This is a genomic window from Mycobacterium sp. IS-1590 (assembly GCF_001500025.1).
Taxonomy (GTDB): domain Bacteria; phylum Actinomycetota; class Actinomycetes; order Mycobacteriales; family Mycobacteriaceae; genus Mycobacterium.
Genome location: NZ_LQIW01000012.1, coordinates 345,369 through 371,890, shown reverse-complemented (window position 1 = coordinate 371,890; position 26,522 = coordinate 345,369). Strand labels below are relative to the sequence as shown.

The 26,522-nt window shown below is 65.8% G+C and carries 23 protein-coding genes and 2 pseudogenes; 20 read left to right on the top strand and 5 right to left on the bottom strand.

From position 1 onward, the window contains the following. Positions 1–85: 85 nt before the first annotated feature. The 7 genes from AU197_RS11280 to AU197_RS11250 are packed head-to-tail and all read left to right on the top strand — an operon-like array spanning position 86 to position 8,179. Positions 86–1,276 (top strand): MCE family protein, encoded by a 1,191-nt coding sequence (locus tag AU197_RS11280; protein WP_082696611.1) that lies wholly within the window; start codon positions 86–88, stop codon positions 1,274–1,276. After that, positions 1,273–2,298 (top strand): MCE family protein, encoded by a 1,026-nt coding sequence (locus AU197_RS11275; RefSeq protein WP_064402750.1) that lies wholly within the window; start codon positions 1,273–1,275, stop codon positions 2,296–2,298. The genes AU197_RS11280 and AU197_RS11275 overlap by 4 nt, the downstream gene beginning before the upstream one ends. Continuing rightward, entirely contained in the window at positions 2,298–3,398 is a 1,101-nt protein-coding gene (locus AU197_RS11270; protein ID WP_064402749.1) for an MCE family protein, read from the top strand. The genes AU197_RS11275 and AU197_RS11270 overlap by 1 nt, the downstream gene beginning before the upstream one ends. Beyond that, a complete protein-coding gene (locus AU197_RS11265; protein ID WP_064402887.1) occupies positions 3,395–4,849 on the top strand; it encodes an MCE family protein in 1,455 nt (484 codons plus the stop codon). Before AU197_RS11270 ends, AU197_RS11265 begins: the two co-directional genes overlap by 4 nt. Continuing rightward, entirely contained in the window at positions 4,846–6,006 is a 1,161-nt protein-coding gene (locus tag AU197_RS11260; RefSeq protein WP_064402748.1) for an MCE family protein, read from the top strand. The genes AU197_RS11265 and AU197_RS11260 overlap by 4 nt, the downstream gene beginning before the upstream one ends. Further along, positions 6,006–7,703: an MCE family protein gene (locus AU197_RS11255; RefSeq protein WP_064402886.1), complete on the top strand. Its 1,698-nt coding sequence runs from the start codon at positions 6,006–6,008 to the stop codon at positions 7,701–7,703. Before AU197_RS11260 ends, AU197_RS11255 begins: the two co-directional genes overlap by 1 nt. Then, the gene (locus AU197_RS11250; protein WP_064402747.1) at positions 7,700–8,179 is read left to right on the top strand and encodes an Rv2253/PknI dimerization domain-containing protein; all 480 of its coding nucleotides are present in this window, start codon (positions 7,700–7,702) and stop codon (positions 8,177–8,179) included. The genes AU197_RS11255 and AU197_RS11250 overlap by 4 nt, the downstream gene beginning before the upstream one ends. On the opposite strand, the gene AU197_RS11245 is transcribed toward AU197_RS11250, so the two are convergent. Continuing rightward, a complete protein-coding gene (locus AU197_RS11245) occupies positions 8,157–9,269 on the bottom strand; it encodes an NAD(P)H-dependent amine dehydrogenase family protein (RefSeq protein ID WP_064402746.1) in 1,113 nt (370 codons plus the stop codon). The genes AU197_RS11250 and AU197_RS11245 overlap by 23 nt on opposite strands. Before the next feature lie 131 nt (positions 9,270–9,400). Between AU197_RS11245 and AU197_RS25995 the strand changes: the two are divergent. The 4 genes and pseudogenes from AU197_RS25995 to AU197_RS11230 form a co-directional block, all read left to right on the top strand. After that, a pseudogene (locus AU197_RS25995) lies at positions 9,401–9,606 on the top strand (LLM class flavin-dependent oxidoreductase); the annotation flags it as partial. 71 nt (positions 9,607–9,677) lie between these two features. Next, on the top strand, positions 9,678–10,751 hold the full coding sequence (locus AU197_RS11235) for an NAD(P)H-dependent amine dehydrogenase family protein (protein WP_064402744.1): 1,074 nt from the start codon (positions 9,678–9,680) through the stop codon (positions 10,749–10,751). 27 nt (positions 10,752–10,778) lie between these two features. Further along, positions 10,779–10,892: pseudogene (locus AU197_RS26260) on the top strand (LLM class flavin-dependent oxidoreductase); the annotation flags it as partial. Next, entirely contained in the window at positions 10,889–12,085 is a 1,197-nt protein-coding gene (locus AU197_RS11230) for a cytochrome P450 (protein ID WP_064402743.1), read from the top strand. The pseudogene AU197_RS26260 and the gene AU197_RS11230, both read left to right, overlap by 4 nt. An 89-nt stretch (positions 12,086–12,174) precedes the next feature. Here AU197_RS11230 and AU197_RS11225 read toward each other — a convergent pair whose 3' ends face one another. The 4 genes from AU197_RS11225 to AU197_RS11210 all read right to left on the bottom strand — a co-directional run bounded on the left by AU197_RS11225 (position 12,175) and on the right by AU197_RS11210 (position 15,796). Next, positions 12,175–13,464, bottom strand: a complete 1,290-nt coding sequence (locus tag AU197_RS11225) for a TetR/AcrR family transcriptional regulator (RefSeq protein WP_231744892.1) — start codon at positions 13,462–13,464, stop codon at positions 12,175–12,177. Positions 13,465–13,604: 140 nt separating this feature from the next. Then, complete coding sequence (locus AU197_RS11220) at positions 13,605–14,135, bottom strand: nuclear transport factor 2 family protein (protein WP_064402741.1); 531 nt, start codon at positions 14,133–14,135, stop codon at positions 13,605–13,607. Beyond that, a complete protein-coding gene (locus AU197_RS11215) occupies positions 14,132–14,779 on the bottom strand; it encodes a nitroreductase family protein (RefSeq protein ID WP_064402740.1) in 648 nt (215 codons plus the stop codon). Before AU197_RS11215 ends, AU197_RS11220 begins: the two co-directional genes overlap by 4 nt. An 87-nt stretch (positions 14,780–14,866) precedes the next feature. Further along, entirely contained in the window at positions 14,867–15,796 is a 930-nt protein-coding gene (locus tag AU197_RS11210) for an SDR family NAD(P)-dependent oxidoreductase (RefSeq protein ID WP_064402739.1), read from the bottom strand. 80 nt (positions 15,797–15,876) lie between these two features. Here AU197_RS11210 and AU197_RS11205 point away from each other — a divergent pair, with 80 nt between their 5' ends. The 9 genes from AU197_RS11205 to AU197_RS11165 are packed head-to-tail and all read left to right on the top strand — an operon-like array spanning position 15,877 to position 26,520. Then, entirely contained in the window at positions 15,877–17,601 is a 1,725-nt protein-coding gene (locus AU197_RS11205) for a nitric oxide reductase activation protein NorD (RefSeq protein WP_064402738.1), read from the top strand. A 32-nt stretch (positions 17,602–17,633) separates the two neighbouring features. Beyond that, a complete protein-coding gene (locus tag AU197_RS11200; protein WP_064402737.1) occupies positions 17,634–18,440 on the top strand; it encodes a CbbQ/NirQ/NorQ/GpvN family protein in 807 nt (268 codons plus the stop codon). A 60-nt stretch (positions 18,441–18,500) separates the two neighbouring features. Next, complete coding sequence (locus tag AU197_RS11195) at positions 18,501–19,613, top strand: ABC transporter substrate-binding protein (protein ID WP_064402736.1); 1,113 nt, start codon at positions 18,501–18,503, stop codon at positions 19,611–19,613. 3 nt (positions 19,614–19,616) lie between these two features. Beyond that, positions 19,617–20,762 (top strand): spirocyclase AveC family protein, encoded by a 1,146-nt coding sequence (locus AU197_RS11190; RefSeq protein ID WP_064402735.1) that lies wholly within the window; start codon positions 19,617–19,619, stop codon positions 20,760–20,762. Next, on the top strand, positions 20,755–21,642 hold the full coding sequence (locus AU197_RS11185) for an SDR family oxidoreductase (RefSeq protein ID WP_064402734.1): 888 nt from the start codon (positions 20,755–20,757) through the stop codon (positions 21,640–21,642). The genes AU197_RS11190 and AU197_RS11185 overlap by 8 nt, the downstream gene beginning before the upstream one ends. 19 nt (positions 21,643–21,661) lie before the next feature. Beyond that, the gene (locus tag AU197_RS11180; RefSeq protein WP_064402885.1) at positions 21,662–23,113 is read left to right on the top strand and encodes an aldehyde dehydrogenase family protein; all 1,452 of its coding nucleotides are present in this window, start codon (positions 21,662–21,664) and stop codon (positions 23,111–23,113) included. A gap of 10 nt (positions 23,114–23,123) precedes the next feature. Beyond that, the gene (locus AU197_RS11175) at positions 23,124–24,347 is read left to right on the top strand and encodes a cytochrome P450 (protein ID WP_064402733.1); all 1,224 of its coding nucleotides are present in this window, start codon (positions 23,124–23,126) and stop codon (positions 24,345–24,347) included. Beyond that, entirely contained in the window at positions 24,344–25,255 is a 912-nt protein-coding gene (locus tag AU197_RS11170) for an SDR family NAD(P)-dependent oxidoreductase (protein WP_064402732.1), read from the top strand. The genes AU197_RS11175 and AU197_RS11170 overlap by 4 nt, the downstream gene beginning before the upstream one ends. Beyond that, positions 25,252–26,520, top strand: a complete 1,269-nt coding sequence (locus AU197_RS11165) for a cytochrome P450 (protein WP_064402731.1) — start codon at positions 25,252–25,254, stop codon at positions 26,518–26,520. Before AU197_RS11170 ends, AU197_RS11165 begins: the two co-directional genes overlap by 4 nt. The last annotated feature ends 2 nt before the right edge of the window (positions 26,521–26,522 follow it).

Genomic DNA, 26,522 nt, shown 5'->3' with positions numbered 1-26,522 from the left:
ACAATGGGGGGAAAGCGGGCTTGTCATACCGACCGACGGGGTGCGGTGCGGGACACCTCGGGCATGAGCGTGGGAGCGGTCGGTGATGCGCTATCTGCTCCGGCCACTCGTCGGGTTGGCTTCGATTGTTGCGATCGTGGCGGTTTTCGCGTTGGCGGCGAGTCTGTTTCGCGGCGACTTCGCCGATACCGTTCCGGTGACGGTCATTTCGCAGCGCGCCGGTCTGGTGATGAATCCGGATGCCAAGGTGCAGGTCCGCGGAGTCCAGGTCGGACGGGTCGAGGCGATCGAATCACTCCCGAGCGGTGAGGCGGCGCTGCATCTGGCGATGGATCCCTCACGCCTGGACGCCGTTCCGGCCAACGCACTGGTCGACATCGCGTCACCCACGGTGTTCGGCGCCAAGCAAGTGCAGTTCGTCTTCCCCGACGATCCGTCACCGCAATCGCTGCGCGCCGGCCAAGTGATTCAGGCCCAGCACGTGATGGTCGAGGTGAACACCGTCTTCGAACAACTGACCTCGGTGCTGTCCACGATCGAGCCGACGAAGTTGAATGCCACGCTCAACGCGATTGCGCAGGCCGTTTCCGGTCGCGGGCAGAAGTTCGGTCAGATGCTCTCCGACCTCGATTCCTACCTGGCGACGCTGGAACCCAGCCTGCCCGCGCTGAACCGCGACCTGGAACTGGCTCCTGGCGTGCTTCGCGCATATGCCGAGGCGACAGGGGATTTCGTGTCGATCGCCGACAACGCGGCGACCATCAGCGAATCCATCGTCGACAAACAGGACGACCTCGACGCGGCGCTCGTCAGCGTGATCGGGCTGGCCGACGTCGGTAACGAGGTGATCGGGCAGAATCGTCAGTCGCTGACCGAGGTTGCGCGGCTGCTGGTCCCGACAACGGCATTGACCAACGAGTACAACCAGGCGCTGTGGTGTGCGCTGGCCGGCATTGTCGAGGCGTCGCACCTCCCACCGTTGAAAGCGCCGGGCGTCGAGGTGCTGGCCGGCTTCCTGTGGGCCCAGGAGCGGTACCGCTACCCCCTGGATCTGCCCAAGGCCGGCGCCGAGGGCGGTCCGCAGTGCACCGGACTGCCGAAGCTGCCGTTCGAGACCGTCGCGCCGTATGTCGTGGCCGACACCGGAACCAATCCGTGGCGACGCACCTACCCGGGCATCATCCTCAACGCCGACATCATCAAGCAGATCATGTTCCCCGACACCGAAACCGCTGGTCCGCCCCGCAATACAGCACAGATCGGGATGCCGGGATGAGGCGTTCGCTGCGGCCGACCCTGATCAAGTTCGGCCTCTTCGCGCTCGTGATGACGTTGCTGACCGCGTCGCTGTTCTTCATCTTCGGCCAGTACCAGACCGGCAGCACCAAGGATTACACGGCCGTGTTCGCCGACGCCTCCCGGCTGAAGACCGGACAGTCCGTGCGGGTCGCCGGGATGCGGGTCGGAACGGTCAACGGCGTCAAACTCCGTCCGGACAAGACGGCGTTGGTCAGCTTCGACGCCGACCCTAATGTGCGCATGACCACCGGTACGCGGGCGGCGGTCCGGTACCTGAACCTGGTCGGCGACCGATACCTGGAACTGATCGAGGGACCGGACGGAACGCCGCTTCCCCCCGGTTCTGAGATTCCGTCGGAGCGGACCCAGGGCGCACTCGACCTCGACCTCTTGCTCGGCGGACTCAAACCCGTTATCCGGGGATTGAATCCGCAAGACGTGAACGCGCTGTCGGCGTCCCTCATCCAGATCTTCCAGGGGCAGGGCGGCACCCTGCAGTCGTTGTTGAACAACACCTCGGGCTTCACCACGGCGCTTGCCGAGCACAACCAGATGATCCAGGCGCTCATCGAGAATCTGCGCACCCTGCTTGCCACCCTGAATCGGGAAGGCGACAAGTTCTCGGGCACGGTCGACCGTCTGGAGAAGCTCGTCACGGAGCTGGCAGCGGAACGTGACCCGATCGGCACCGCGATCGAATCGCTGAACAGCGGCTCGGCCTCGGTGGCCGACCTCCTCACCGATGTGCGCGCGCCGCTGGCCGGCACCGTCGACGAACTCGCCCGGTTGGCCCCCAACCTCGACTTCCAGAAGGACCGGCTCGACACCAGCCTGCAGAAGGCGCCCGAGAACTATCGCAAACTGATCCGGACCGGGTCGTACGGCAGCTTCTTCAATTACTACATCTGCGAGCTGAAGTGGCGGGTGACCGACCTGCAAGGCCGCACCGCCGTCTTCCCATGGATCAAGCAGGAAAACGGGAGGTGCACCGAACCCTGATGCTGAAATACCGTGGCAGACAACTCATTCGCGCCGGGATCCTCGGCGTGGTGCTGATCGTCCTCGTCATCGCCGTCGGGCTCGCTCCGGAACGACTGGTGTCATGGGCGACCGCGGTGCGGTATCAGGCGCAGTTCGCTGACGCCGGGGGGCTGGCAGCGGGCAACGACGTGACGATCTCGGGCATCAAGGTGGGTACCGTGTCCAGCGTAGCGCTCCAAGGACGCAACGCATTGGTGACGTTGGTGGTCGACGGCTCGGTGGCGCTGGGATCGGACACCACCGCACACATCAGGACCGGAACACTGCTCGGTGAGCGGGTCGTGACCCTCGAATCCAAGGGCGAGGGGTCGCTGCACCCGATGGATGTGATCCCCGTGTCGCGCACCGCATCCCCGTATTCGTTGACCGAGGCGGTCAGCGAGCTGACGAGCAACACCGCGGGCACCGACACCGCGTCGTTGAACCAGTCGTTGGACACCTTGGCGGCGACCCTGGACCAGGTGGCACCGCAGCTGGGCCCGGCATTCGACGGGTTGACCCGGGTATCCAAGGCGATCAACGACCGTGACGAAACACTGGGGGACCTGCTCGAGAACGGCGCCGATGTCACCGAGATCCTGTCGGACCGCAGCCAGCAGGTGAACACGCTGATCCTCAACGCCAACGACCTGGTGTCGGTGCTGTCGGCGCGGCGCTACGCCATCGTCGAACTGCTCGCGCACACCTCGGCGTTGTCCCAGCAGCTGTCCGGCGTCATCGCCGACAATGAGAAGGAGCTCGCCCCCACGTTGGAGAAGCTCAACGGCGTCACCGAGATTTTGGAGCGCAACCGCGACAACATCGCCAAGGCGCTTCCCGGGCTGGCGAAGTTCCAGATCACGTTGGGCGAGACGATCGGTAACGGTCCGTACTACCAGGCCTACATCCCCAACATCTTCTTCGCCGAGATCTTCCAGCCGTTCTTCGATTATGCGTTCGGGTTCCGGCGCGGGGTCAACGCCGGCCAGCCACCCGACAACGCCGGACCGCGCGCCGAGCTTCCGTTCCCCTACAACGGAATCCCGATGCCCCACGAGCAGTGGGGACCGGGCCGATGAACAGCGCCTGGGTGAAGCGCGCACTCGCGGTCGCACTGGCGGTGGCGCTCGCCGGCGGAGTCGTGGTCGTGATCCGGCAGACCGTGTTCCGACCCACGACCATCACCGCCCAGTTCACCACGGCCACCGCCATCTACCCCGGTGACGAGGTGAGGATCGCCGGGGTCAGGGTGGGTTCGATCGAGTCCATCAAACCGCTCGGCACCCAGGCGGAGATGAGGTTGGCCGTCGACCACGGCATCAAGGTGCCCGCTGACGCGAAGGCGGTGATCGTCGCCCAGAACCTGGTCTCGGCGCGATACGTTCAGCTGACGCCCGCCTACGAATCCGGGCCCGCGATGGCCGACGGAGCCGTCATCCCGTTGAGCCGCACGGCCGTTCCGGTCGAATGGAACGAGGTCAAAGAGCAGCTGATGCGCCTGGCGACGGACCTCGGCCCCGCCGAGGGCATGTCGACCGGTTCGGTCGGCAGGTTCATCGACAGCGCGGCCAATGCGCTCGACGGCAACGGCGACAAACTGCGTCAAACGCTTGCGCAACTCTCCGGAGTCGGTCGCATACTGGCCGACGGTAGCGGCAACATCGTCGACACCATCAACCACCTGCAGGCGTTCGTCACCGCGTTGCGCGACAGCAACGAGCAGATCGTGCAACTCCAGGACAGGCTCGCGACGTTGACAAGCGTGGTCGACGACAGCCGATCCGATCTCGACGCCGCATTGAGGAATCTGTCCGACGTCGTCGGCGAAACCACTCGATTCATCCGGGGCACGCGCGACCAGACCGCCGAACAGATCCAGCGGCTGGCCAACGTCACGCAGAACCTCGTCGACAACCGCATGGCGCTGGAAAACGTCCTGCACATCGCGCCGCACTCGATCGCCAACGCGGTCAACATGTTCGACCCGCGCACCGGGGCCGCCAGCGGCGTGTTCGTGCTCAACAACCTGTCGAATCCGGTGTGGGCGTTCTGCGGCATGATCGGAGCGCTGCAGAACGTCACCTCGCCGACCACCGGCAAGCTGTGCTCGCAGTACCTCGGGCCCGGCCTGCGCACAGCGAGTATCAACAATGTGCCGTTCCCGTTCAGCCTGTTCCTGACGTCGAACCCGCCGCCGTACATGCTGCGGTATTCGGAGCCGGAGCTGATGCCCGGTGCGGGTGGGCCCCCCGACGATCAGCCTGAGCCCCCGCCCGCGGTGTCGGCCTACACGGGAATCGGCGACATACCGCCGCCTCCGGGCTGGGGAGCGCCACCGCCACCGCCGGGCATCCCGCCCGTACCACTCGCTGCACCTGCACCACCCGGTCCGCCGACCCTGCAGAACATGCTGCTGCCCGCCGAGCGACCGGATTCACCGGCACCGCCGGTACTTCCGAATTCGCCGGCACCGCCGGCATTACCGAATTCACCGGCGCCCCCGGCTCCGCACGTCGGAGAACCGTCATGATCGGCCGACGTACCGTGGCCACCGGGCTGACCCTGCTGCTGACGCTCACCGGATGCTCGTTCCAGGGGGTGAATTCGTTGCCGCTGCCGGGGGCGGTGGGCCGAGGGCCGGACGCCAGCGTCTACCACGTCGAACTCGCCAACGTCGGGACGCTGGAATCGAATTCGCCGGTGATGATCGACGACGTGGTGGTCGGCAGCGTGGGCAGGATGACGTTGCACGGCTGGCACATCGACCTCGAGATCTCCGTCAAGCGCGACGTCGCGGTGCCTGCCAACGCCGTCGCCACGGTCGGTCAGACCAGCCTCCTGGGCTCCATGCACGTGGCGCTGGACCCGCCGCCGGGTGAGAAGCCGAGCGGCAGGCTCAGTCCGGGCGCCACCATCGGTCTCGACAAGACGTCGACCTACCCGTCGACGGAACAGACGCTGTCGTCACTGGCTGCGGTGGTCAACGGCGGGGGACTCGGCCAGATCGGTGACATCATCGCCAATTTCAACACCGCGCTGTCGGGACGCCAGGCAACGGTGCGCGACCTGATCGCCCGACTGGACACCTTCGTCGGGACCCTGTACCAACAGCGCGACAACATCATCGCCACGATCGACGAGCTCAACAGATTCTCGCAGCGGCTGGGTGATGAACAGCGGGTGCTCACCCGCGCGCTCGACAAGATTCCGCCCGCGCTCGACGTCCTGATCCGCGAACGGCCCAGCTTCACCACCGCACTGAACCGGTTGGGTCAGTTCAGCGATACGGTCTCTGGTCTGATCAACGACACTCAAGCCGACCTCGTCACAAATCTGCAGAACCTGGAGCCGACGCTGCGCGCACTCGCCGACGTGGGCGCAGAGATCGGCACGGCGCTGGCCTCCCTGCCGACGTTCCCGTTGAGCCAGAACTTGATCGACCGCGGGGTGCGCGGTGATTACGTGAATCTGTTCGTCACGGTGGACTGGACGAACGCGCGGCTCAAGCGTGGATTGCTGCTCGGTACCGCGCTCGGGCAGAACCGCGCATCGTTGATTCCCGCGCCGGGTGATCCCGGCTACGACTCGTACTACACCAAATTCCCTATGGGCGTGGGCACCTCGCCGCCCTTCGGGCCGATCCCGAATACTGCGCCCGCCCCGTGGGAGCCGGGTGGTGGTGGCTGATGTTGCCGCGGATGGTGCGCATCCAGCTCGTGATCTTCTCGATCGCGTCGATCATCGGTGTGGTCGCCATGGTGTTCGCCTACATGCAGGTGCCCACCCTGCTGGGCATCGGGAAGATCACCGTCACACTGGAGTTGCCCTCGTCGGGCGGACTCTACCGGTTCGCCAACGTCACCTATCGCGGCGTGCAGGTCGGCAAGGTGACCGAGATGGATGTGTCGCGCACGCGGGCCATCGCGACGCTTCGCCTCGACACGGCACCGAAGATTCCGGCCGATCTGAAGGCCGAGGTGCGCAGCGTCTCCGCGGTGGGCGAACAGTACGTCGAACTACTCCCGCGCACCGACTCCGCACCGTACCTGGAGGACGGATCGGTGATCTCGATGGCCGACACCACGATTCCGCAACCGGTGAGCCCGATGCTGGAGCAGGTGAACACCTTGATCGCGAGCATCCCCACAGGCCGGCTGACCGAGTTGATCGACGAATCGTACAAGGCGTTCGGTGGGGCCGGCTTCGACATGGGTTCGCTGGTGGATTCATCAGCCACGCTCTCGGAAGCCCTGAACGAGGACGCGTCCCGCTCCGCGAGGTTGGCCGAAGATTCGGTGCCGCTTCTGGATTCGCAGGCCCGCTCGACCGACGCGCTGCGCGTGTGGGCACGGAGCCTTGGCGGTATCACCGGACAGGTCGTCGCCGACGACCCGCAGATCCGCACACTGTTGGAGGAGGCCCCCGCAACGGCGAACGAGGTCTCCGGGCTGCTCGCGCAAATCAAGCCGACCCTGCCGGTGCTGTTGGCCAACATGACCACCATCGGTCAGGTGGCAGTGACCTATCGGCCGTCGTTGGAGCAGGTGCTTGTGCTGTTACCGCCGTTCGTGGCCAACGTGCAATCGTCGGCTCCCCAGAACAATCCGACCGGTATCGCCCTGGGTGACTTCCGTATTCAGATGGCGGACCCCAACCCGTGCACCGTTGGCTTCCTGCCGCCCTCGCAATGGCGGAGCCCGGACGATCAGACCACGATCGACACGCCGGACGGGATCTATTGCAAGCTGCCGCAGGACTCGCCGATCGTCGTGCGGGGCGCGCGCAACGCGCCGTGCATGGGGGTACCCGGCAAGCGGGCGCCCACCGTCGAGCAGTGCTACAGCGACAAACCCTACGAACCGCTGGCGATGCGTCAGCACTCAGTGGGGGCGTATCCGATCGACCCGAACCTCATCGCACAGGGTGTGCCGCCCGACGACCGGGTCACCGCCGACGAGAACCTTTTCGCCCCGCTCGACGGCACGCCACTTCCGCCCGGCGCCGTACCGCGGGGTCCGCTGCCGCCGATCCCGCCTCCGCCGCCGGCGCCCGGCGCACAGATGCCGTCGTTGCCGCCGAACGCGATCCCGCCGCTGGTGTCACGGCAGGTGGACCAGCGGGGTGCCACGCCTGACCCGGCTATTCCACATGGGCCGCCGCAGGACCCGCCGCCGTCGGACGGTGCACCGCCGCCGGAGGCGGTGCCCGCGACACCGAGCTCGGTCACCACCGGTCCTACCGGGGGACCGTCCGTCGCGGTCGCGCACTACGACCCGCAGACGGGCCAGTATGCGACGCCGGACGGAAACGTCGGCCGCCAAACCGATCTCGTGCAGACCCCGAAGTCCTGGCAGGAGCTGATCTATGAGGGAGGGGCACAATGATCCGGGCGTTGACGATCGCGGCAATTATCATCGCGACGGTTCAGTTTGCGCCTCCAGCGCAGGCGCAGAACGAGGTCGCGATCAACGGCGTCTTCACCGCGTTCTCCGACGGCCGATGGGCGACGACCAACGATTCGCGTCATGACGAGGCAAGCGTCACGCAGACGTGGACCATCACCACGACATGTACGACGTATCAGGACTGCACCGGGCGGGTCGACAGCGACCAGGGCTGGAGTGCGGAGGCGGTGTACATGAGCGGCCGGTGGAAGGTCAGCAGGACGGTCCCGGACTGGGAGCCCTGCATCGACGGTACGGCCTACCCGGGTAAGCAGGCGTGGGTGTTCTGGCTTGGTTATCCGCAGGACCCCAACAAGTACATCGGGTGGGACAAGACCGAGGGGCCCAGCGGCGCCTGCGGATTCAACAAGGTGCTCGATATCGAGATGCCGTTCACGCTGACCCGCGTGGGTTGAATGCGTGCCGAGGGATCGTCAGCGGCAGGTCGATCGAGCTGAGCAGACCCGGTTGTGCGGCAACGACGTACGGGATTGCGTTGATGACACGCATCGCCGTCGCGACCATCGCTCCGGCGCCCGAGGTCATGCTCTCGATGGCCGCATCCTTGCGGTCGCGCACGGTCGCCGCCATCGTGCATTCGATGTCGGGCTGGCCGGTGATGACAATGCGGTAGCCGAGCGCATCAGGCATTGTCGGCCACTCGGGCGCGACGTCGGGCGCCAAGCGGGTGACGTGTTCGATCACGATCGCCTCCTGGCCGTCGACGATGCCGATGGCCTGCATGCGCAGGGCGCCGCAGGTGCCTGCCTCGACGGTGCCCATCGCGACCTCGAGCGTCCGCTCGGTCACCGCGCGGTCGAACGTCTCACGGACCTCCTGCACTTCGACGCCGAGGGCTTCGGCGACCATGCGGATCTGCCCCTGCCATTCGCCGGCGATGGCGCCGGGAAACGAGATCCACGGCTGGTAGTCGAGGGTACGCCCGAATCCCAAAGCGTCGCTCATGATGTCGGGAACGCCGTAGTCGTCGTAGAGGCCGATCTCGTAGGCGTGGATCTTCTCGATCTGGGAGGACTGCGTGCTCAGCACCAGCGGTAGGTAATCGGCGACGAATCCTGGTTCTATACCCGAGGCGTACAGCGAGACCTGGCCCACCTTGGCCGCGGCGGCCAATTGGTCGCGCCACTCGGCCGGTTGGTAGGCGTGCGGGTTGACCAGGTGGGTGGTGCTGGTGGTCACCACGTTGATGCCGGCGCCGAGCAGCTTCACATAGTCCGGGATGGCGAGCGCGTCACGTTCGGGCCCGCTGGCCGCGTAGACGACGCAGTCGGGTTTGAGCGCGATCAGCGCGTCCGCATCGGTGGTGGTGGTCAACCCGATCGGTTGTCCGTTGGCGAGTTCACCGGCGTCCTTGCCGTCCTTGTCGGGGGAGTGCACCCACACCCCGACGAGATCCAGGTCGGGCCGCTGTGAAATCGCGCGGATCGCGATGGACCCGATTCCGCCGGTCGACCAGACCACGACGCGGTGCTTGTCTCCGGACATCGATCCTCCTCGGAGAGCGCGAGATGGCGACAGAGCCAGCGCTGACAATAGCATCCACTATTATTGGAGACCAGAACAAAAATTAGGTTAGAGTCGGTCATCGTGAAGCCATCGGCATTGTTGCGGCGCTGATGTTCACGCTCCGTTTCGACATGCGTGCGCCCACTACTGGAGCGCCGGCCGCCGACCTGTACGCGTGCGCTGTGCAGGTGTGTGAATGGGCGGAGACGCGTGGCGCGATCGTTGCCGTGCTGTCGAGCATCACGGCGCCGAAGACGGCCATCTTCGGTCGCCGCACCTGCTGGCGTCGGCGATCTGCGCGACCACCCGCCCGCTGCCGAAGCTGGCCTGGCCCTATCTCGAGCGCGGCGCAATGGTGAGCGCATCAACCGCAACGACGGAGGAATCGTGAGAACACCGTTGAGAACCGTTGTCTGGTCGACGGGCGGCGTCGGATCCATCGCCATCGACGCGATCCAGAGCAGGCCCGATCTTGATCTCGTCGGGGTGTGGGTGCACTCCGAAGAGAAGATCGGCAGGGACGCGGGGGAGCTGGCCGGTGGTGAACCGATCGGGGTGACGGCCACCAATGACGCCGACGCGTTGATCGCTCTGCAACCCGACTGCGTCGTGTACGCCGCGAGCGGACCGGAACGCGACGCGGGAGCGGTGCCCGACTACCTGAAACTCCTCGAAGCCGGGATCAACGTCGTCTCGACGTCGTCGACGACGCTGATCTATCCGCCCGCCTACTACTCACCCGAGTGGCGCGAACAGATGGAACGGGCGGCGAAGAAAGGCGGCGCGTCCTTTTACGCCTCCGGGATCTTTCCCGGTTTCGGCTCCGATCAGCTCGCGCTGGTGCTCGCCACGCAGTCCAAGCGGATCCGGTGTCTGACCGTCACCGAGGTCGCGCTCAACGACCACTACCCGGTGGCCGACGTGATGATGAACGGCATGGGCTTCGGTCGCCCCCTGGATTTCGAACCGCTGCTCAAGACCCCCGGCTTCATCGAAATGGCTTGGCGGGCACCGATTCACCTGATCGCAGCGGGACTCGGCGTGGAGGTCGACGAGGTGCGTGGCACCCTCGACCGGCGCGTCACGGACCGCGACATCGAGGTGGCGTTCGGCACGATCGAGGCGGGGACGTGTGGAGCTGTGAGCACCCGGGCCGCGGGCGTGGTCAACGGCCGGGAAGCCATCGTCGTCCAGCACATCATCCGGATGGCACGCGATGTGGCGCCGGACTGGCCGTCCTCGGAGTTCGACGCCACCTACCGCGTCGACATCGACGGTGATCCCGACATCCACTGCGCGATGAACGTCGGCGCCGCCGAAGGGCACGGCGCAGGACATGCCGCGATGGCGGCCACCGCGATGCGCGTGGTCAACGCGATCCCGTATGTCGTGGAGGCCCCCGCCGGCCTGCTGAGCTCGCTGGATCTGCCGAACACGCTGCCCCGGCACGCTTTCGGGTGATCATCGGTGTTCTCCATACGCTTCGACCTCAAGCTGTCACCGCTGTGCGGCGGTATGCCACCCGAGATCGCGTGGCCGTACCTGAGGCACGCCGGTGAGGTGGTCACGGCCCTGACGACGACAAGAGGGAGCAACGCATGACCGACATCGGCACCGTCGACCTGTACTACGATCCGTTCGATTTCGACATCGACGACGAGCCGTACCCGATCTGGAAGCGGATGCGCGACGAGGCGCCGCTGTACTACAACGAGAAGTACAACTTCTACGCCTTGAGCCGCTACGACGACGTCGCCAAGGGCTTGCACGACTGGGAGACATACCGGTCGGGCAAGGGCACCACGATGGACGTCATCATGAGCGGTGTCGACGTCCCGCCAGGGGTGATCCTGTTCGAGGATCCGCCCCTTCACGACGTGCATCGACGGGTGCTGTCGAAGGTCTTCACCCCGCGCCGGATGGAGGCCATCGAAGACCTGGTGCGCCAGTTCTGTGTTCGCGCGCTCGACTCGCTCACGGGTGCTTCCCGTTTCGACGTCATCGGCGACTTCGGGGCATTGATCCCGATGCGGACCATCGGTTATCTGCTGGGCATCCCGGAGCAGGGTCAGCAGCAGATCCGCGACAACACCGACGCGTCAATCGGTCTGAAAGAGGGTAGTTTCCAAGCAGTTTCGGCGGCTACATTCGAGAACGCCTACCAGCTGTTCGCCGACTACATCGAATGGCGGGCCGAGCATCCGTCGGACGACCTGATGACGCAGCTGCTCAACGCCGAGGTCGAGGACGAGGGCCGGCTTCGCCCGCTGTCGCGCATCGAGGTGCTGACCTACACGAGCATGATCGCCGGTGCCGGCAACGAGACGACCACCAGGCTGATCGGATTCATCGCTCAGATGCTCGCCGAACACCCCGATCAGCGACGCGAACTTCTCGACGACTTCTCCCTGATTCCGCGCGCGATCGAGGAGGTGTTGCGCTACCAGGCGCCGTCACCGGTACAGGCCCGATATGTCGCCCGCGACACCGAGGCTCACGGACAGACGATCGCCGAGGGCTCGGTGATGTTGTTGCTCAACGGTTCGGCCAACCGGGACGAGCGGCGCTATCCCGATGGCGAGAGTTTCGACATCCATCGCGGCGGATCACACCTGTCGTTCGGGCAGGGGCTGCACTTCTGCCTCGGCTCCTCGCTGGCCAGGATGCAGGCGCGGGTCGCGCTGGAGGAGATGTTGCGGCGCTGGCCCGAATGGGATGTCGACTACGCCGACGCCGCCATGGCACACACCTCGAGCGTCCGGGGGTGGGGCAGGCTGCCGATCACCGTCGGCTGACGCGGTCCCAGGCATCGCGAGCGCGCAGCGTTGTACGGTTTGGAGCGCCCAAGGCGTACCGGTGAGCGCTCGCGCAGAATGTGGCGCCTTCAGGCCGAGCGCGTCGTGACTCCGCGCAGCAGGGTGTCGCGCACGTGGATCTGCGACGCGCGGGGGCCCAGATCGTGCAGGAGGTTCTCCGGGATCCACGACACCCCGATGACGACACGCGCCAGCGTCTCGTTCGACGGTGCGTCGATCGCGATCTCACCGGACCGAATCCCCGCGGTGAGCAGAGATTTCATCTGGCGAACGCGTTTGGTGAACAGCCATGCGATGTTCGGAGTGTCCGGAGGTGACTGCCGCATCCACGCCAGCTGGATCCGGAACTCGTCGCCGAAGTGGGCGAGGGCGTTGGTGTGGATCCAGCTCAGCGCATCGAGCTTCTCGACGGCCGATGACTCGGACCGCAGCACGCTGGTCCACCCCACCTCGGCGACCTTCTCGCCGAACGACTGCATGATCGAGGCCAGCAGTTCCTCTTTCGACCCGATCAAGCGGTACACCGTTCCGGTGCCGAGGCCCGCGGCCGCGGCGATATCTCGGATCGTGGTGACCTCGTAGCCCTTTCGCCCGAATTCGGCGCGGGCCACCGCACGAACGTGTGCGGCTTTGTCGTCGCGGGTGTTCTGCTCATCCTCGATCCACGATTTCACCGCTTCGTCGGCGGCGATGAACGCGGCGGATCGATCGAGTTCGGCGTCGCTCGGCGGGACGGTGGCCAGGCCTTCGAGCAGGATCCGGCACAACGTGGCCGCGACCTTGTCGGCGCCGGCGCTGTGCCGTATGACGTCGAGGCCGACTTGGCGCATCGCCTGGACGATCCGGTCGGCCAGGACCGGCAGGTCGACGTCCGGTCGCAGATAACCACTCCACCGCGCGGCACGCAGCGTCTGCACCATCGCCTCGAGGATCTTCGCCGGGCGCTGTTGGGCCAGTGCGGCCAGGTCGGGGTTCGAGGTCGGTGTTTCGTAGAACGTCATCTGTAGTGCGGCGCTGTGGGTGACCGCGCATTGGGCGATCGCGGCGCCCAACTCCACGATCCGATCGAACGCCGACAGCGGGGCGGGGTCGTCGAGCCGATCGACGGCTTGATCGGCGATGCGATCGAGATCGTCGTGGTAGCGCCGAAGCAACTCGACGAGGATCGCTTCCTTGGACTCGAAATGGTGATACAGGCTGCCGGGCAGGATCCCTGCGGCGTCGGCGATCTCCTGAAGTGACGTTCGCAGCCCGGACGTGGCGATCAACGACGCCGCCGTCTGCAAGATCTCGGTCCGCCGGGTGCCGTCGTCGTAGGAATTGCCTGCTTGCTTCGCGAGGTCGGCCTTCGGCGTCACACGACGCCCCACAGCACCTCCAACGCCAGGCTCCCGTCCACCTGTTTGGTCGAACCGACCCAAAGTTTGGTTAACGCTACCAGAACCGAGCCACCGCACAGTGCCGCTCGAGGTGAAAGCGCCCGCGGCGGTTCGCTGGGTCAGCGGGACGATGAGCGAGCCATCTGCAGGGGGCGCTCGTAGGAGATGTCGCTGTGGTCGTGCGCGACGGTGAGAATGTCGGCGAGAAAGCCCATGGTCTCGTCGGTGATCAGCGTCTCGCCCTGCGTATGCCATTCGACGACACACACCCGTGCGGCGATGGCCCACCGGCCGTCCCGGCGCTCGAGCCGGTCGATGTAGCGGCCCCCGTTGACGGTCAAGTGGTTCGCCGGGGCGCGGTCGGTGCCGACGAACAGATAGTAGGTCTCCGCGTGCGCCTGATCGCCCGCGATGTCCGCGGTGTGGTTCAACAGGTAGTGCTGGTAGCGGACCTGTGTCTCGTGGTATGCGAATGCCCAGTCGATGAATTCGTCGACGGGTCCGACGAAACCGATGTGCTCGTCGATGGCGTCGTCATGGTAGGCCGAGCGCACCAATTCGCGGTCGCGCCGGTCCATGCCCCGCGCATAGCGCTGCATGCACGCGAGGATGTCGGCGCGATCGCAGAGTTCTTGCAGCGTGGTATTCACAACGGCGGCCCCTCCCAGGTGTCCACGGCGACCACTTCGGAAACCGGTCGGCGTTCTGCCGGACGGAACGTGACGCCGGACCGCAGCCGCCCGACGGGCAACAGGCAGCCTTGTACGTACGTTTCCGGAATGCCGAGCAGTTCACGGACCGCTGCCTCGTGGGTCAGGTGCAAGGTTGTCACGCACGTTCCGTAGCCGCGCGTGTGTAAGGCGAGCGCGAAGTTCCACACGGCGGGGAAGACCGAGCCGTACAGCGTCGCCTGGTAGAAGGATTCATCACCCTCGGTGCGGGGGAGATACGGTTCGTAGCACGGTATTACGAGGAGGGGCACCTTCGCCATGTTCTCGACCAGCCACTCGGTCGAGGACATGATCTTCTTGCCGGGCGTCTCGGGAGGCAGCAGGTCGGCGACCAGGTGGCCGCCGACCTTCTGCAGATAGGCATCCCGATAGAGTTCGGCCAGCCGCGCCCGGAGCCTCTCGTCGAGTACGGCCACCCATCGCCAACTCTGTTGATTCGAACCGTTGGGGGCGTGCATGGCGATCCGAAGACACTCTTCGACCACGTCGCGATCCACGGGGGCGTCGAGGTCGAGCGACTTTCGCGCCGACCTGGTGGTCGTGAGGAGTTGGTCGATATCGATGGCGCGCTCCTCCTGCTGGAGTTTCGTCCGAAGATAATCCGGAACAGATTTTTGGTCAATGAAGTCCGGGGCTGTTGGAAGGTGACGTCAGCCGGTGACACCGAGGCGATGGGTCACCGCGAACACCTCGTCGTAGATCGAACCCGGAATGGTGAACGGCTCGATCGCTTTGACTGCCTCGAGGTGATCGGCGATGTCCTCGGCCGTCGGATCACCGTCGCGTGGCGCCAGCCAGCCCTCGCTCAGCCCGATGAAAACCCTGGCGAACCGGCCCGCACAGGCGGAGAAGTTCTGATGGCTGACATCGCAGGCCCGACTGGCCAGGTATACCACGAGCGGAGCGACGAGCTCGGGACGGATGGCGGCGAAGAAACCGTTGTCCTCGAGGGCTTTCGGGTCGCCCAGCGTTTCGGTGACCATCCGGGAGATCCCGAAGGGCAGCACGGTGTTGGCGCGGATTCCGTGCGGTTCGCCTTCGAGCGCGATGACGTTGGTGAGGCCGACGATGCCGGCTTTGGCCGCGGCGTAGTGCGCCTCCAGGTGCTGGCCGAACATGCCCGCCGACGACGCGATGAACACCAACCGCCCGTAGCCCTGTCCCTTCATCACTCGGTAGGCGGGCTGTGACAGGTAGAACGCGCCGTCGAGGTGGACCGAAAGCATGCGGCGCCAGTCGTCGGGTGTCAGTTCGTCGAAGGGAATGGAGTTGAAGATGCCCGCGTTGCTGATCACCGCATCGAGCCGGCCGAACGCGTCGACGGCGGTCCGTACGATCGCCTCGCCGCCCGCCGGGCTGTCCACCGAGTCATAGGACGCGACGGCTGTGCCTCCCGACGCGGTGATCTCGTCCACCACCTGGTCGGCGACCACCGTGTCCCGGCCGTCACCGTGCATGGTTCCGCCGAGGTCGTTGACGACGACCGATGCTCCGCGCCTTGCCAACTCGATCGCATAGACGCGGCCGAGCCCACGACCCGCCCCGGTAACCACGGCGACCTGGCCCGCGAAGTCGATCATCGGCCCTCCCACGATTGACGGCGGTCCGGCCGGACTCTACGTTGGAACAGATATTTGGTCAACCAGAAGGGGCGCGCTCGATGACGAGCGAGGATGCCGAGGATCCCAAGCGCTTGGCGCTGCTGGCATCGGCCCTGGCCGGCCGCACGATAGCGGTCGCGCCGACCGCGCCCGGCGAACCTGCGTGGACCGACGGCGTCACGGTGTTCGTCGACCCATCAGCGGGCGCGCACCGGCAACTCGAAGCTGTCACGGTGCAGGCGTCGCTGCTGGCCAGCGGGGGCCTGGAAGCCGGTGTCGTGCGCAAACTCGTCAGGCGTCCGGCGTTGGCGCGCCGATACCTCGCGGTCGAGGGCCAGCGGGCGTTGTCGGTGAACGACGACTTGTTGCCCGCGGGGGTTCGTCGTCTTCTCGACTGTGACCTAGCCGCTCGTGCGGATTCGGCGGCGGGCTCGTTGAAGGTGGCGGGGGAAAGTCGCGACATCGCCGATCCGCCGGCGGGCTTCGGCGTCATCAGGGTGCAGAAACTGTTGGCCATGCGAGCCTCTGCCACCCAGGTGGAATCGGCTGGCGGACACGCCCCTCGGCGCGAGTCGAAGGCGGAACTCGCCGACCTCGACGACAGCGGCGATGACTTCGACGGCGAAGACGCATTCGACCCCTTCTCGAGCCCTGTTGGAGGGGGCGGTGCGCTCGGCAAGCTGCTGAAACGGATGACCAAGAGCGTGCGCAAACTCTCCGGTGCGGGCACACCGGGTGCAGACACGCCAACCCATCGCTCCCGCAGGGGATTTCGTGGCGCCGGCGCAGTCACCTCGGGTGCGGCCGGTGCGGTGGACTCCGATGCCTGGGCGGACGCCACGCCCGGGGGTCGCACCTACCACGAGTGGGATTTTCAGCGCCGCTGCTACCGGCCGGACTGGTGCACTGTGCTCGAGATCGACGCACCGCTCGACAAGGGGGAAGCGTTGGCTCGCCCGGATGTCCACGCCCTGCGTCGCCCGCTCACCCGACTGGGTATCGGGCTGGACCGGTGTCACCGCCAGACTCAGGGCGACGACATCGATGTCGATGCCGCGGTCGAGGCGCGCGTGGAAACGCTGGCGGGTTCGACGCCCGACGAGGCCGTCTACCTCGACAACCTGCGACGGCGTCGCGACTTGGCCGTTCTCGTCCTGCTCGACGTCTCCGGTTCGGCAGCAGAATCTGGCACTTTCGGCCAGACCGTGCACGAGCAGCAGCGGAAGGCCGCGGCAGCGCTGACCGTTGCCCTGCACGAACTCGGTGACCGGGTCGCGTTGTATGCGTTTCAGTCACAGGGTCGCTCGGCGGTTCATCTCGTGCCGGTCAAACGTTTTGACGACCACCTCGACGCGATGGTCATGCGACGCCTGGGCGGCCTCACGCCGGGCGCCTACTCGCGACTGGGGGCGGCCGTTCGACACGGTACGGCGGTGATGACAGAGAAAGCGGGCACGTCACGTCGCCTGCTGGTCGTACTGTCCGACGGCTTGGCCTACGACCACGGCTACGAACGGCTGTACGGTGCGGCCGACGTGCGCCGGGCGTTGGGGGAGGCCCGGCGAGAGGGTATCGGTTGCTTGTGCCTGACCATCGGCGCCGCCACCGACTCCGGGGAGTTGGCAATGGTGTTCGGCAGCGCCGCGCACGCGTCGATACCCAAGCCCACCCAGTTGGCCGATGTGATCGGTCCGTTGTTCCGCTCGGCGCTGCGCACCGCGGACCTGCGCCGGCGCGTATCAACCGCGGCCGCGCCCTTGAACCAAACATCTGTTCCGCGCTAGGGTCCTAAGCGAGCTCGAATCGAAGGGAAGCCATGCAGGTGAAGCCCCCGCGGCCCTACTACGTGCCCGTCGCGAACGAGGAGCAGCTCTTCAAGGCCGCATACAGGCAGGGGCTCTCGATCGCGCTCAAAGGTCCCACGGGCTGCGGCAAGACACGGTTCGTCGAGGCGATGGCGCACGACCTGGACCGTCCGCTGATCACCGTCGCCTGCCACGACGACCTGACCACTGCCGATCTCGTCGGCCGGTTCCTCCTGCGCGGCGGTGAGACCGAGTGGGTCGACGGACCCCTGACGCGTGCGGTCCGCGACGGCGCGATCTGCTATCTCGACGAAGTCGTGGAAGCCCGCCAGGACACCACCGTCGTGCTGCATCCGCTGGCCGACCACCGCAGACAACTGCCGATCGAACGGCTCGGGATCACGCTGCAAGCGGCGCCGGAGTTCTGTCTGGTCGTCTCGTACAACCCGGGCTACCAGAGCGTGCTGAAGGACCTCAAGGACTCGACCAGACAGCGGATGGTGGCGATCGAATTCGGTTTTCCGACGGCCGACGTCGAGGAGAAGATCGTCGCCAGCGAAGCGGGTATCGGCCACGACCGTGCCGCGGAGCTGGTCCGTCTGGGCCATGCGATCCGGAGGTTGGAGACAGGGGGGCTTCGCGAAGTCGCTTCGACGCGAGTACTGATCGCCGCGGGGCGGCTGATCGCCGAAGGCTTGACCCCACGGGACGCGGCACGCGCCGCGATCGCCGGTCCGCTCACCGACGACGCCACCGTGACCCGCGGTTTGATCGAGATGATCGACGTGTACCTGGTCGACCAGGCTCCGGACGATTGACCCGGGTCATGACCCTCGCTACTGTCTGAACAAATATTAGGTTTTAACAACGGAGGTGGCATGTCCTACGAGAGCACCGCGGAACCAATCAAGTTCGGGTACCTCATGGACTTCAAGCTGCCCGATTTGTACCCGCAGGAGATGAAGGAGGACCTGTCCAACCCCTTCGAGCTGATCTTCGCCGACGCGGTGGAGCAGGGCGTGATCGATCGCCCCATCGAGATCATCTACAAGGAGGTGGAAGGGCTGCCGAAGGGTTCGGTCAAGGCGGTGATCGACGCCTACGGCGAGCTCGTCGACGAGGGGTGTCTCGCGGTGTTCGGCCCGCACATCACCGACAACTGCGTGCCGACCCGCGAGGCCATCGAGGAGCGTTTCCGGGTGCCCGCGCTGAGCGTCACCGGTAGCGACGCGTGGCTGGGAGAGTGGACGTTCTCGTTCCCGCAGGGCTCGCTGACCGACGAGCCGATCTTCTGGGCGGACCTGCTTGCCAAGGGCGGCCACCAGGAGGTCGGTGTGCTCATGGAGCAGTCGCTCGTCGGCGAGACATATGTGAAGAACTTCCGGAACGCCTGTCGGCGCAAGGGGATCCGGATCGTCGCCGAGGCGGCGATCGCACAGACGGCCCAAGATGTCTCGGAAGCCGTGCGCACCCTGTATGAGGCCAAGGCGCAGGCGATCGTGCACGCCGGCTTCGGGTTCGGCATCGTGTTCGTCAACCCGGCGCTGGAAGAACTCGGTTGGGATCCACCGCGGTTCACCAGCACGGCATTCCAGAACGCGTGGATCAACCCGATCATGTGGAACGCCTTCATGGGGTGGACGGGCGTCGACCAGTACGACGAGGGCAACCCCGTCGGCCAGCGGTTCCTCGACAAGTACCAGGAGAAGTTCGGTCGCAGGCCGGAATACTGTGTGCCCGTGGTGAACTGCGATGTCGCCACAGCCCTGCTGCGTGCGTGCAGCGATGCGCATCCGCTGAGTCCGCGTGGTGTCAAGGAGGCCTTGGAACGCGTCAAGATGATGCCTGCGGCCGCGGGGGCGCCGGGGACCCGCGTCTCGTTCGGCAACTGGACCCGCCGGGCGTGGATGGGCGCCGGGTACCTGGTCGCCCGAAGACTCGACGCCGACGGCGTCAACTCTCATCTCGTGGACCGCTTTGGTGAGGAGTGAACCGTGACCACTGAAACGCCGAAGGCCGAAGCCGCCTCGCCGGCTGCTGCGGGGCCGACGAAACGGTCCTGGTTGGGGCCGACGATCTCGGTGGCGGCACTCCTTGCCATCGCGGTGTTCTTCGCCGTCAACACCCGCAAGGGGCCGGGGTCCCCGCGAATCGCCAATCCCGACGTCGAGGGGACACCGCGGCCGGTAGAGGTGCTGTTCGGGTGGAGCACGTCGACCTGGGTGGTGATCCTCGAGACGTTCACCGTCGTCACGATGGCCGTCATCATCACCCTGTGGGTGGTGCACTGGCGGCGCAATCCGCACAACCCGACCTTGCTGATGGCGCTGGTGACGTCCTTGATCGTGTGGCAAGACCCGATCATGAACTGGTCACCGTTCGCGGTCTACAACCCGGAGCTGGCCCATCTGCCCGAGGACTGGCCGTTGGTGTCGCTGTCCCCGACGGTGGAACCGTTCGTGGTCCTCGGCTACGTGATGTTCTACCTCGGGCCCTATTTCCCGGCGATCTGGATCCTGCGGAAGCTGCAGGCGCGCAGGCCGGTCGAGTCGTTCGTGTGGCGCCATCCGCTGATCAGTCTGGCGGCCATCATCTTCCCGATCGGGGTCGTGGTGGACGCGGCGCTCGAGATCACCCTGGTGCGCACCGGCATGTACATCTATTCGCAGGTGCCGCCGTGGGCGTCGGTGTTCACCGGAGACACCTATCAGTTCCCGTTGATCTGGGAAGTGGTGGCGGTGACGTTCGTAATGATCCCCGCAGGTGTGCTGCTCTACCGTGACGACACCGGTAAGTCCGTTGCGGAGAAGCTCGCTCAGCGGGCGCGGATCTTCGCCTCCAGGCCGCGGCTGGGCACCTTCATCGTGATGTTCGTGATCATCAACATCGCCTATCTCTGTTACGGCGGGCTGTTCGCGATCGTGAAGGCAACAAAGATATCCACGTCGGTGGCCTGCCCGTGGCCGTACCCGGAAGTGAAGATCTATGACCCGCAGGGCTTTTACGAAGCGAACGGCCAGCCGGGTCCGTACTCCGTCGGGATCATGTCGACCTGGATGAGCGGGCAGCCCGACGGGCGTCCGGACGTCGAACTGGGTGAGAAGAGTGACCGGTGCGCGCCGGAAGCATCGAATGGATAAAGAACGAAGCGTTGTCATCACCGGCGCCTCCCGAGGGCTGGGGCTGGCATCGGCGTCCCATTTGTACCGGCAGGGCTGGCGGGTCATTGCGGCGATGCGGTCCGTCGATGCCGGAATGCAACGGCTGCGTGAGGCGACCGGCGCGGCGCCGGACGATCCGAACCTGATCGGCGTCACCCTCGACCTCACCGACACCGCCTCGATCGAGGCGGCCGCGAAGTCCATCGAGGAGGCCGTCGGTGCGCCTTACGCCGTGGTGCACAACGCGGGGATCTCTGCGGCCGGCATGGTCGAGGAGACTCCGGTGAGCCTGTGGGAGCAGATGTTCGCAACCAACATCTTCGGCCCCGTCGCGTTGACCAAGGCGCTGCTGCCGTCCATGCGTGAGGCGGGGCGCGGCCGCATCGTGCTGGTGTCGAGTCAGGGCGGGGTACGCGGAATGCCCGCCACTGCACCGTATTCGGCAGTCAAGGGGGCGTTGGAGCGCTGGGGCGAGTCGATGGCCGCAGAGGTCGCGCCGTTCGGCATCGGTGTCACGATCCTGGTCACCGGCACTTACGACACCGAGATCATCACCGATGCGGGGACCACCGACTGCCGCGATCTGGACGGTCCCTACGCGCCGCATCACAGCACGATGGACAAGCGTGGCCGGGCCGCCATGCGGATGGCCGCGCGATCGCCCGAGAAGTTCGCGGCCGGGCTGGCCAAGGCGTTGGACAGCTCCAAGCCGTTCGTCAAGCGGTCGGTAGGGCCCGACGCTCGAATGTTGTTGATCGCCAACCGGGTGTTCCCCTCTGCCGGACTGCATCAGATGATCCGGCTGATGATGGGCATCCCGCGATTCGGCGCGCTACGAGGAAGCAGAGACCATGGCTGACATTCGCTTCGAATCGAAGATGATGATCGACGGCAAGCTCGTCGACGGTGAGGCCGGCGCCTTCACCAACATCAACCCCGCGACCGAGGAGGTGCTCGGCGAGGTCGCCGATGCCTCGAAGGCCGATATGCACCGCGCGATCGACGCGGCACGGCGGGCCTTCGACGAGACGGACTGGTCGACGAATCACGCGTTCCGCCAGAAGTGTCTGCTGCAGTTGCAGGAGGCGATCGAGTCCGAGCAGGAAGAGCTGCGTGAGGAACTCATCCTCGAGGTGGGCTGTCCGCGCGCGATCACGCACGGCCCGCAGCTGGATGCGCCGCTGTCCGACGCCCTGAGATTTCCGGCGCGGCTGATCGACGAATATCCCTGGGAGACATCGCTGGGCGACGCGCTCGTGTCGGTCACCGGGGTCAACACCACCCGCAAAGTCTGGCGCGAACCCGTCGGCGTGGTCGGGGCGATCGTGCCGTGGAACTTTCCATTCGAGGTCACCATCCAGAAGCTCGGCCAGGCCCTGGGCACCGGTAACACCGTCGTGCTCAAACCGGCGCCCAACACCCCCTACAACGCGACTCGGCTGGGCAGGCTCATCGCCGAGAACACCGACATACCACCGGGTGTCGTCAACGTCGTCACCGCCTCGGATCACTTCGTCGGTGAAGAGCTCACCTTGTCTCCGAAGGTGGACCTGATCTCGTTCACCGGGTCCACCGTCGTCGGCAGGCGCATCATGGAGAAGGGCGCCGCGACGATGAAGCGGTTGTTCCTCGAACTGGGGGGCAAGTCGGCCACCATCGTGCTGGAGGACGCGGACTTCGCGGTGGGATGCATGATGGGCATCGCGCCGTGTATGCACGCGGGCCAGGGCTGCGCGAATCCCACCAGGCTGCTTCTGCCGCGCTCGCGCTACGAGGAGGGCGTCGAGATCCTCAAGGGCATCTACGAAGGCGTCGCGCCCGGGGATCCGCAGGACCCCGGCACGTTGTGCGGCCCGGTCATCTCCGACAAGCAACGGGGGCGCATCCGCGGATACATCGACAAGGGCGTGGAGGAGGGCGCGACGCTGCTCGTCGGCGGATCCGAGGCCCCCGACGGTATGGAGAAGGGGTTCTTCGTCAAGCCAACGCTTTTCGTCAATGTCGACAACTCGATGACGATCGCCCAGGAGGAGATCTTCGGCCCGGTGCTCTCGGTGATCCCGTTCGAGGACGAGGACGACGCGGTGCGCATCGCCAATGACAGCCCGTACGGCCTGGCGGGCAACGTGATGGCCGGAACGCTGGAGAGGGCTCTGTCGGTGGCCAGGCGACTTCGTGCCGGGTTCATCGGGTTGAACGGCACCGCCGGGTACGGCGCCGACACGCCGTTCGGCGGCTACAAGGCCAGCGGTATCGGACGCCAGAACGGTGTCGCCGGGTTCGACCAGTACACCGAGATCAAGTCCGTCGCCTATCCGGCGGGCTCGTAGGAGAAAAGCCATGCAACTGTTGTTTGACGACCTCGAGGACTTCGGAGAATTCGACGACTTCGTGTCCGGCGATGTGCGTGACCCCTACACGGAGATGGCGAGGTTGCGCCGCGAGGAACCGATCCAGAAGATCGAGATCCCCGGCGTCCCAGGGCAAGAGGGTAAGCCGATCGTCATGGTTTATCGCTATGAAGAGGCCCAGCAGATGCTGCGGGACAACGAGACGTTCTCGTCGGCGATCATCATCCAGGCGTTCGGAGATGTGTTCGGCAAGCATGTGATGCTCGGTATGGACGAACCCGAACACGGCAGGCACCGGGCGTTGGTGGCCAAGGTGTTCTCGCAAAAGGCCTTGGCCCGTTGGGAAGACACGCTGGTGACCAAGATCGGCAATGCGCTGATCGACCGCTTCGCCGGCCGGGGACGTGTCGACCTTGTCAAGGAGTTCAACTTCCCGTACCCGACGCTGATCATCGCCGGGTTGCTGGGCCTGCCGCAGGACGACTACGCGCAGTTCCAGAAGTGGTCGATCTCGTTGCTGTCGTTCACCATCAACCCGGAGCGCGGGCGGGAGGCGTCGACGGCGCTGGCCGACTACTTCCGGCCGATTCTGGCGGCGCGACGCGAGGAACCGCGCGACGACTTGATCAGCCGGCTGGGCGCGGCCGAGATCGACGGGGAAAAACTCTCCGACGAAGAGATCTTCTCGTTTCTGCGGTTGCTGCTGCCCGCGGGCGTGGAGACGACGTACCGGTCGCTGGGGAACCTGTTGTTCGGCTTGTTGTCAAACCCCGAACAGCTCGACGCGATCCGGGCCGACCGGTCCTTGATACCGCAGGCGATCGAGGAGGCGGTGCGTTGGGAGCCACCGCTGAGCATGATCACCCGGATCGCGAGCCGCGACACCGAACTCGGTGGAGTCCACATTCCCGAGGGTTCGTCGGTGATGCCGGTGTTGGGTGCGGCCAACCGGCAGGATGAGCGCTTCCCACAGCCGGACCAGTTCGACATCTTCCGCGAAGCCAAGGCGAACATCGGTTGGGGCCACGGGGTACACGTCTGCCTGGGTATGCATCTGGCACGCCTGGAGATGCGCGTCGCGCTCAACCTTCTGCTGGACCGCCTGCCCAACCTGCGGCTCGACCCGGGGGCCGACGAAGCCTACATCCGCGGGCAGGTATTCCGTTCGCCGACCGCGCTGCCCATCGTCTTCGACCCGTCGGCCGGCCCGTGAGCGAGCTTCGCTTCGACGACAGGGTGGTGGTCGTCACCGGTGGCGGCCGGGGGATCGGCCGCGGCCACGCGCTGCTACTCGCGGCCAAGGGGGCCTGCGTCGTCGTCGCCGACAACGGGGCGGAGATCGACGGCCGCGCATGCGCATCGCGACCGGCCGACTCAGTGGTCGAGGAAATCGTGCAAGCCGGCGGCCGGGCGGTGGCGTGCAGCACGTCGGTCGCCGACGAGTCGGGGGCGTGGGCCGTCGTGGACACCGCAGTCGAAGAGTTCGGACACATCGACGCGGTGGTCAACAACGCCGGCGTCCATGACCCGGGGCTGTTCGAGACGCTGTCGGAGAGCAGGGTCCGCAGAATGCTCGACGTGCATTACTTCGGAACGCTTTTCGTCACGCGGGCGGCATGGCCGCATCTCATCAAGGCCGGCCGGGGGCGAATCGTCAACACCGTCTCCGAGGCGATGCTCGGCGGCATTCCCGAACTGACGAGCTACGGCGCCGCCAAGGGGGCGGTGTGGGGGCTGACCCGCAACCTCGCCACCGAGGGCGCGGCCCACGGAATCGCGGTCAATGCGATCGCGCCACGGGCATACACCCGCATGTCCGCCTCGCAGGGCCGACAACTGGCCGAACTGTACGGCATGTCAGAAGACATGATGGCCGAGATCAACGCCAGCATGCCCCCCGAGCTGTGCGCTCCCGCAGCGGCTTTCCTCGCGCACGAGTCGTGCCCACTCAACGGTGAGGTCTTGATGACCGGGATGGGCGGTGTCTCCCGCCTGGCGGTCGTGCGCACCCAAGGCATGTGGAAGCAGCCGCTCACGGCCGACGACATCGCCGAGAACCTCGACACGATCATGAGCATCGACGACGCCTACGTGACAGAAGCAACCAGGAGTGTGTTGTGACCGATTTCGATACCGTCGACTTCTTCACCGACGCGACGCTCGTCCCCGACCCGTATCCGTATTTCGATCATCTGCGGTCCAAATGCCCGGTGGCGCCGGCGACCCCGTTCAATGTGCTCGCCGTGACCGGTTACGACGAGGCGCTCGCCGTCTACAAGGACCCCGCGTTCTCATCCTGCGTATCGGTCGCCGGTCCATTCTCGGGCATGCCCTTCGGGCCCGGGGAGTCCGATGACGTCAGCGAGCTGATCGAAGAACACCGCGCCGCTGTGCCGATGGCCGAACACATCACGTCGCAGGACCCGCCGCTGCACACCCGCACCCGCGGCCTACTGAACAAGCTCATCACCCCCAAACGCCTGAAGGAGAACGAAGACTTCATGTGGCGCTTGGCCGACCAGCAGCTCGACACGTTCCTCGACAAGGGCAGCTGTGAATTCCTGTCCGCCTATGCCAAGCCGTTCTCGCTGCTGGTCATTGCCGACCTCCTCGGTGTGCCGATGGAAGATCACGACGAGTTCAAGGAGGTCTTCGCGCTCGAAACCGTCGGCGAGCTCGGCAAGGAGGCGCCGACCTCGCACAATCCGCTGGAGTGGCTCAACGAGAAGTTCTACTCCTACATCGAGGACCGCAGGAGCTCGCCGCGCGCGGATGTGCTGACCGAGCTGGCGCAGGCCAAGCACGAAGACGGTTCGACGCCCGACATCGAGGACGTCATGAACCTGTCGACGTTCCTGTTCGCAGCGGGCACCGAGACCACCACGAAGCTGGTCAGTTCTGCGGTGCGTTTCATCGCCGACAACCCGGGCGCGGAGGAGGAACTGCGCGACGACCGCAGCAAGATCCCCGCCTTCCTCGAAGAGACGTTGCGGATGGAAAGCCCGGTCAAGTCGCACTTCCGGATGGCACGCACCACGACGAAGATCGGTGAGGTCGAGGTGCCTGCGGGTACGACGGTGATGCTGCTTCCCGGTGCCTGTAACCGCGATGAACGGAAGTTCTCCGATCCCAACACCTTCCGAGCGGACCGGCCGAACGTGCGCGAGCAGATCGCGTTCATCCGCGGCGTCCATTCCTGCCCGGGCGCGCCGCTGGCCCGGGCGGAAGGGCGAATCTCGTTGAACCGGATTCTCGACCGGATGACCGACATCGCGATCTCCATCGAGCACCACGGGCCGCCGGAGGACCGGCGCTTCACCTATGAACCGACGTTCATCATGCGAGGGCTCAGCGAACTGCACATCACGTTCGCCCCGATCGGCTGACC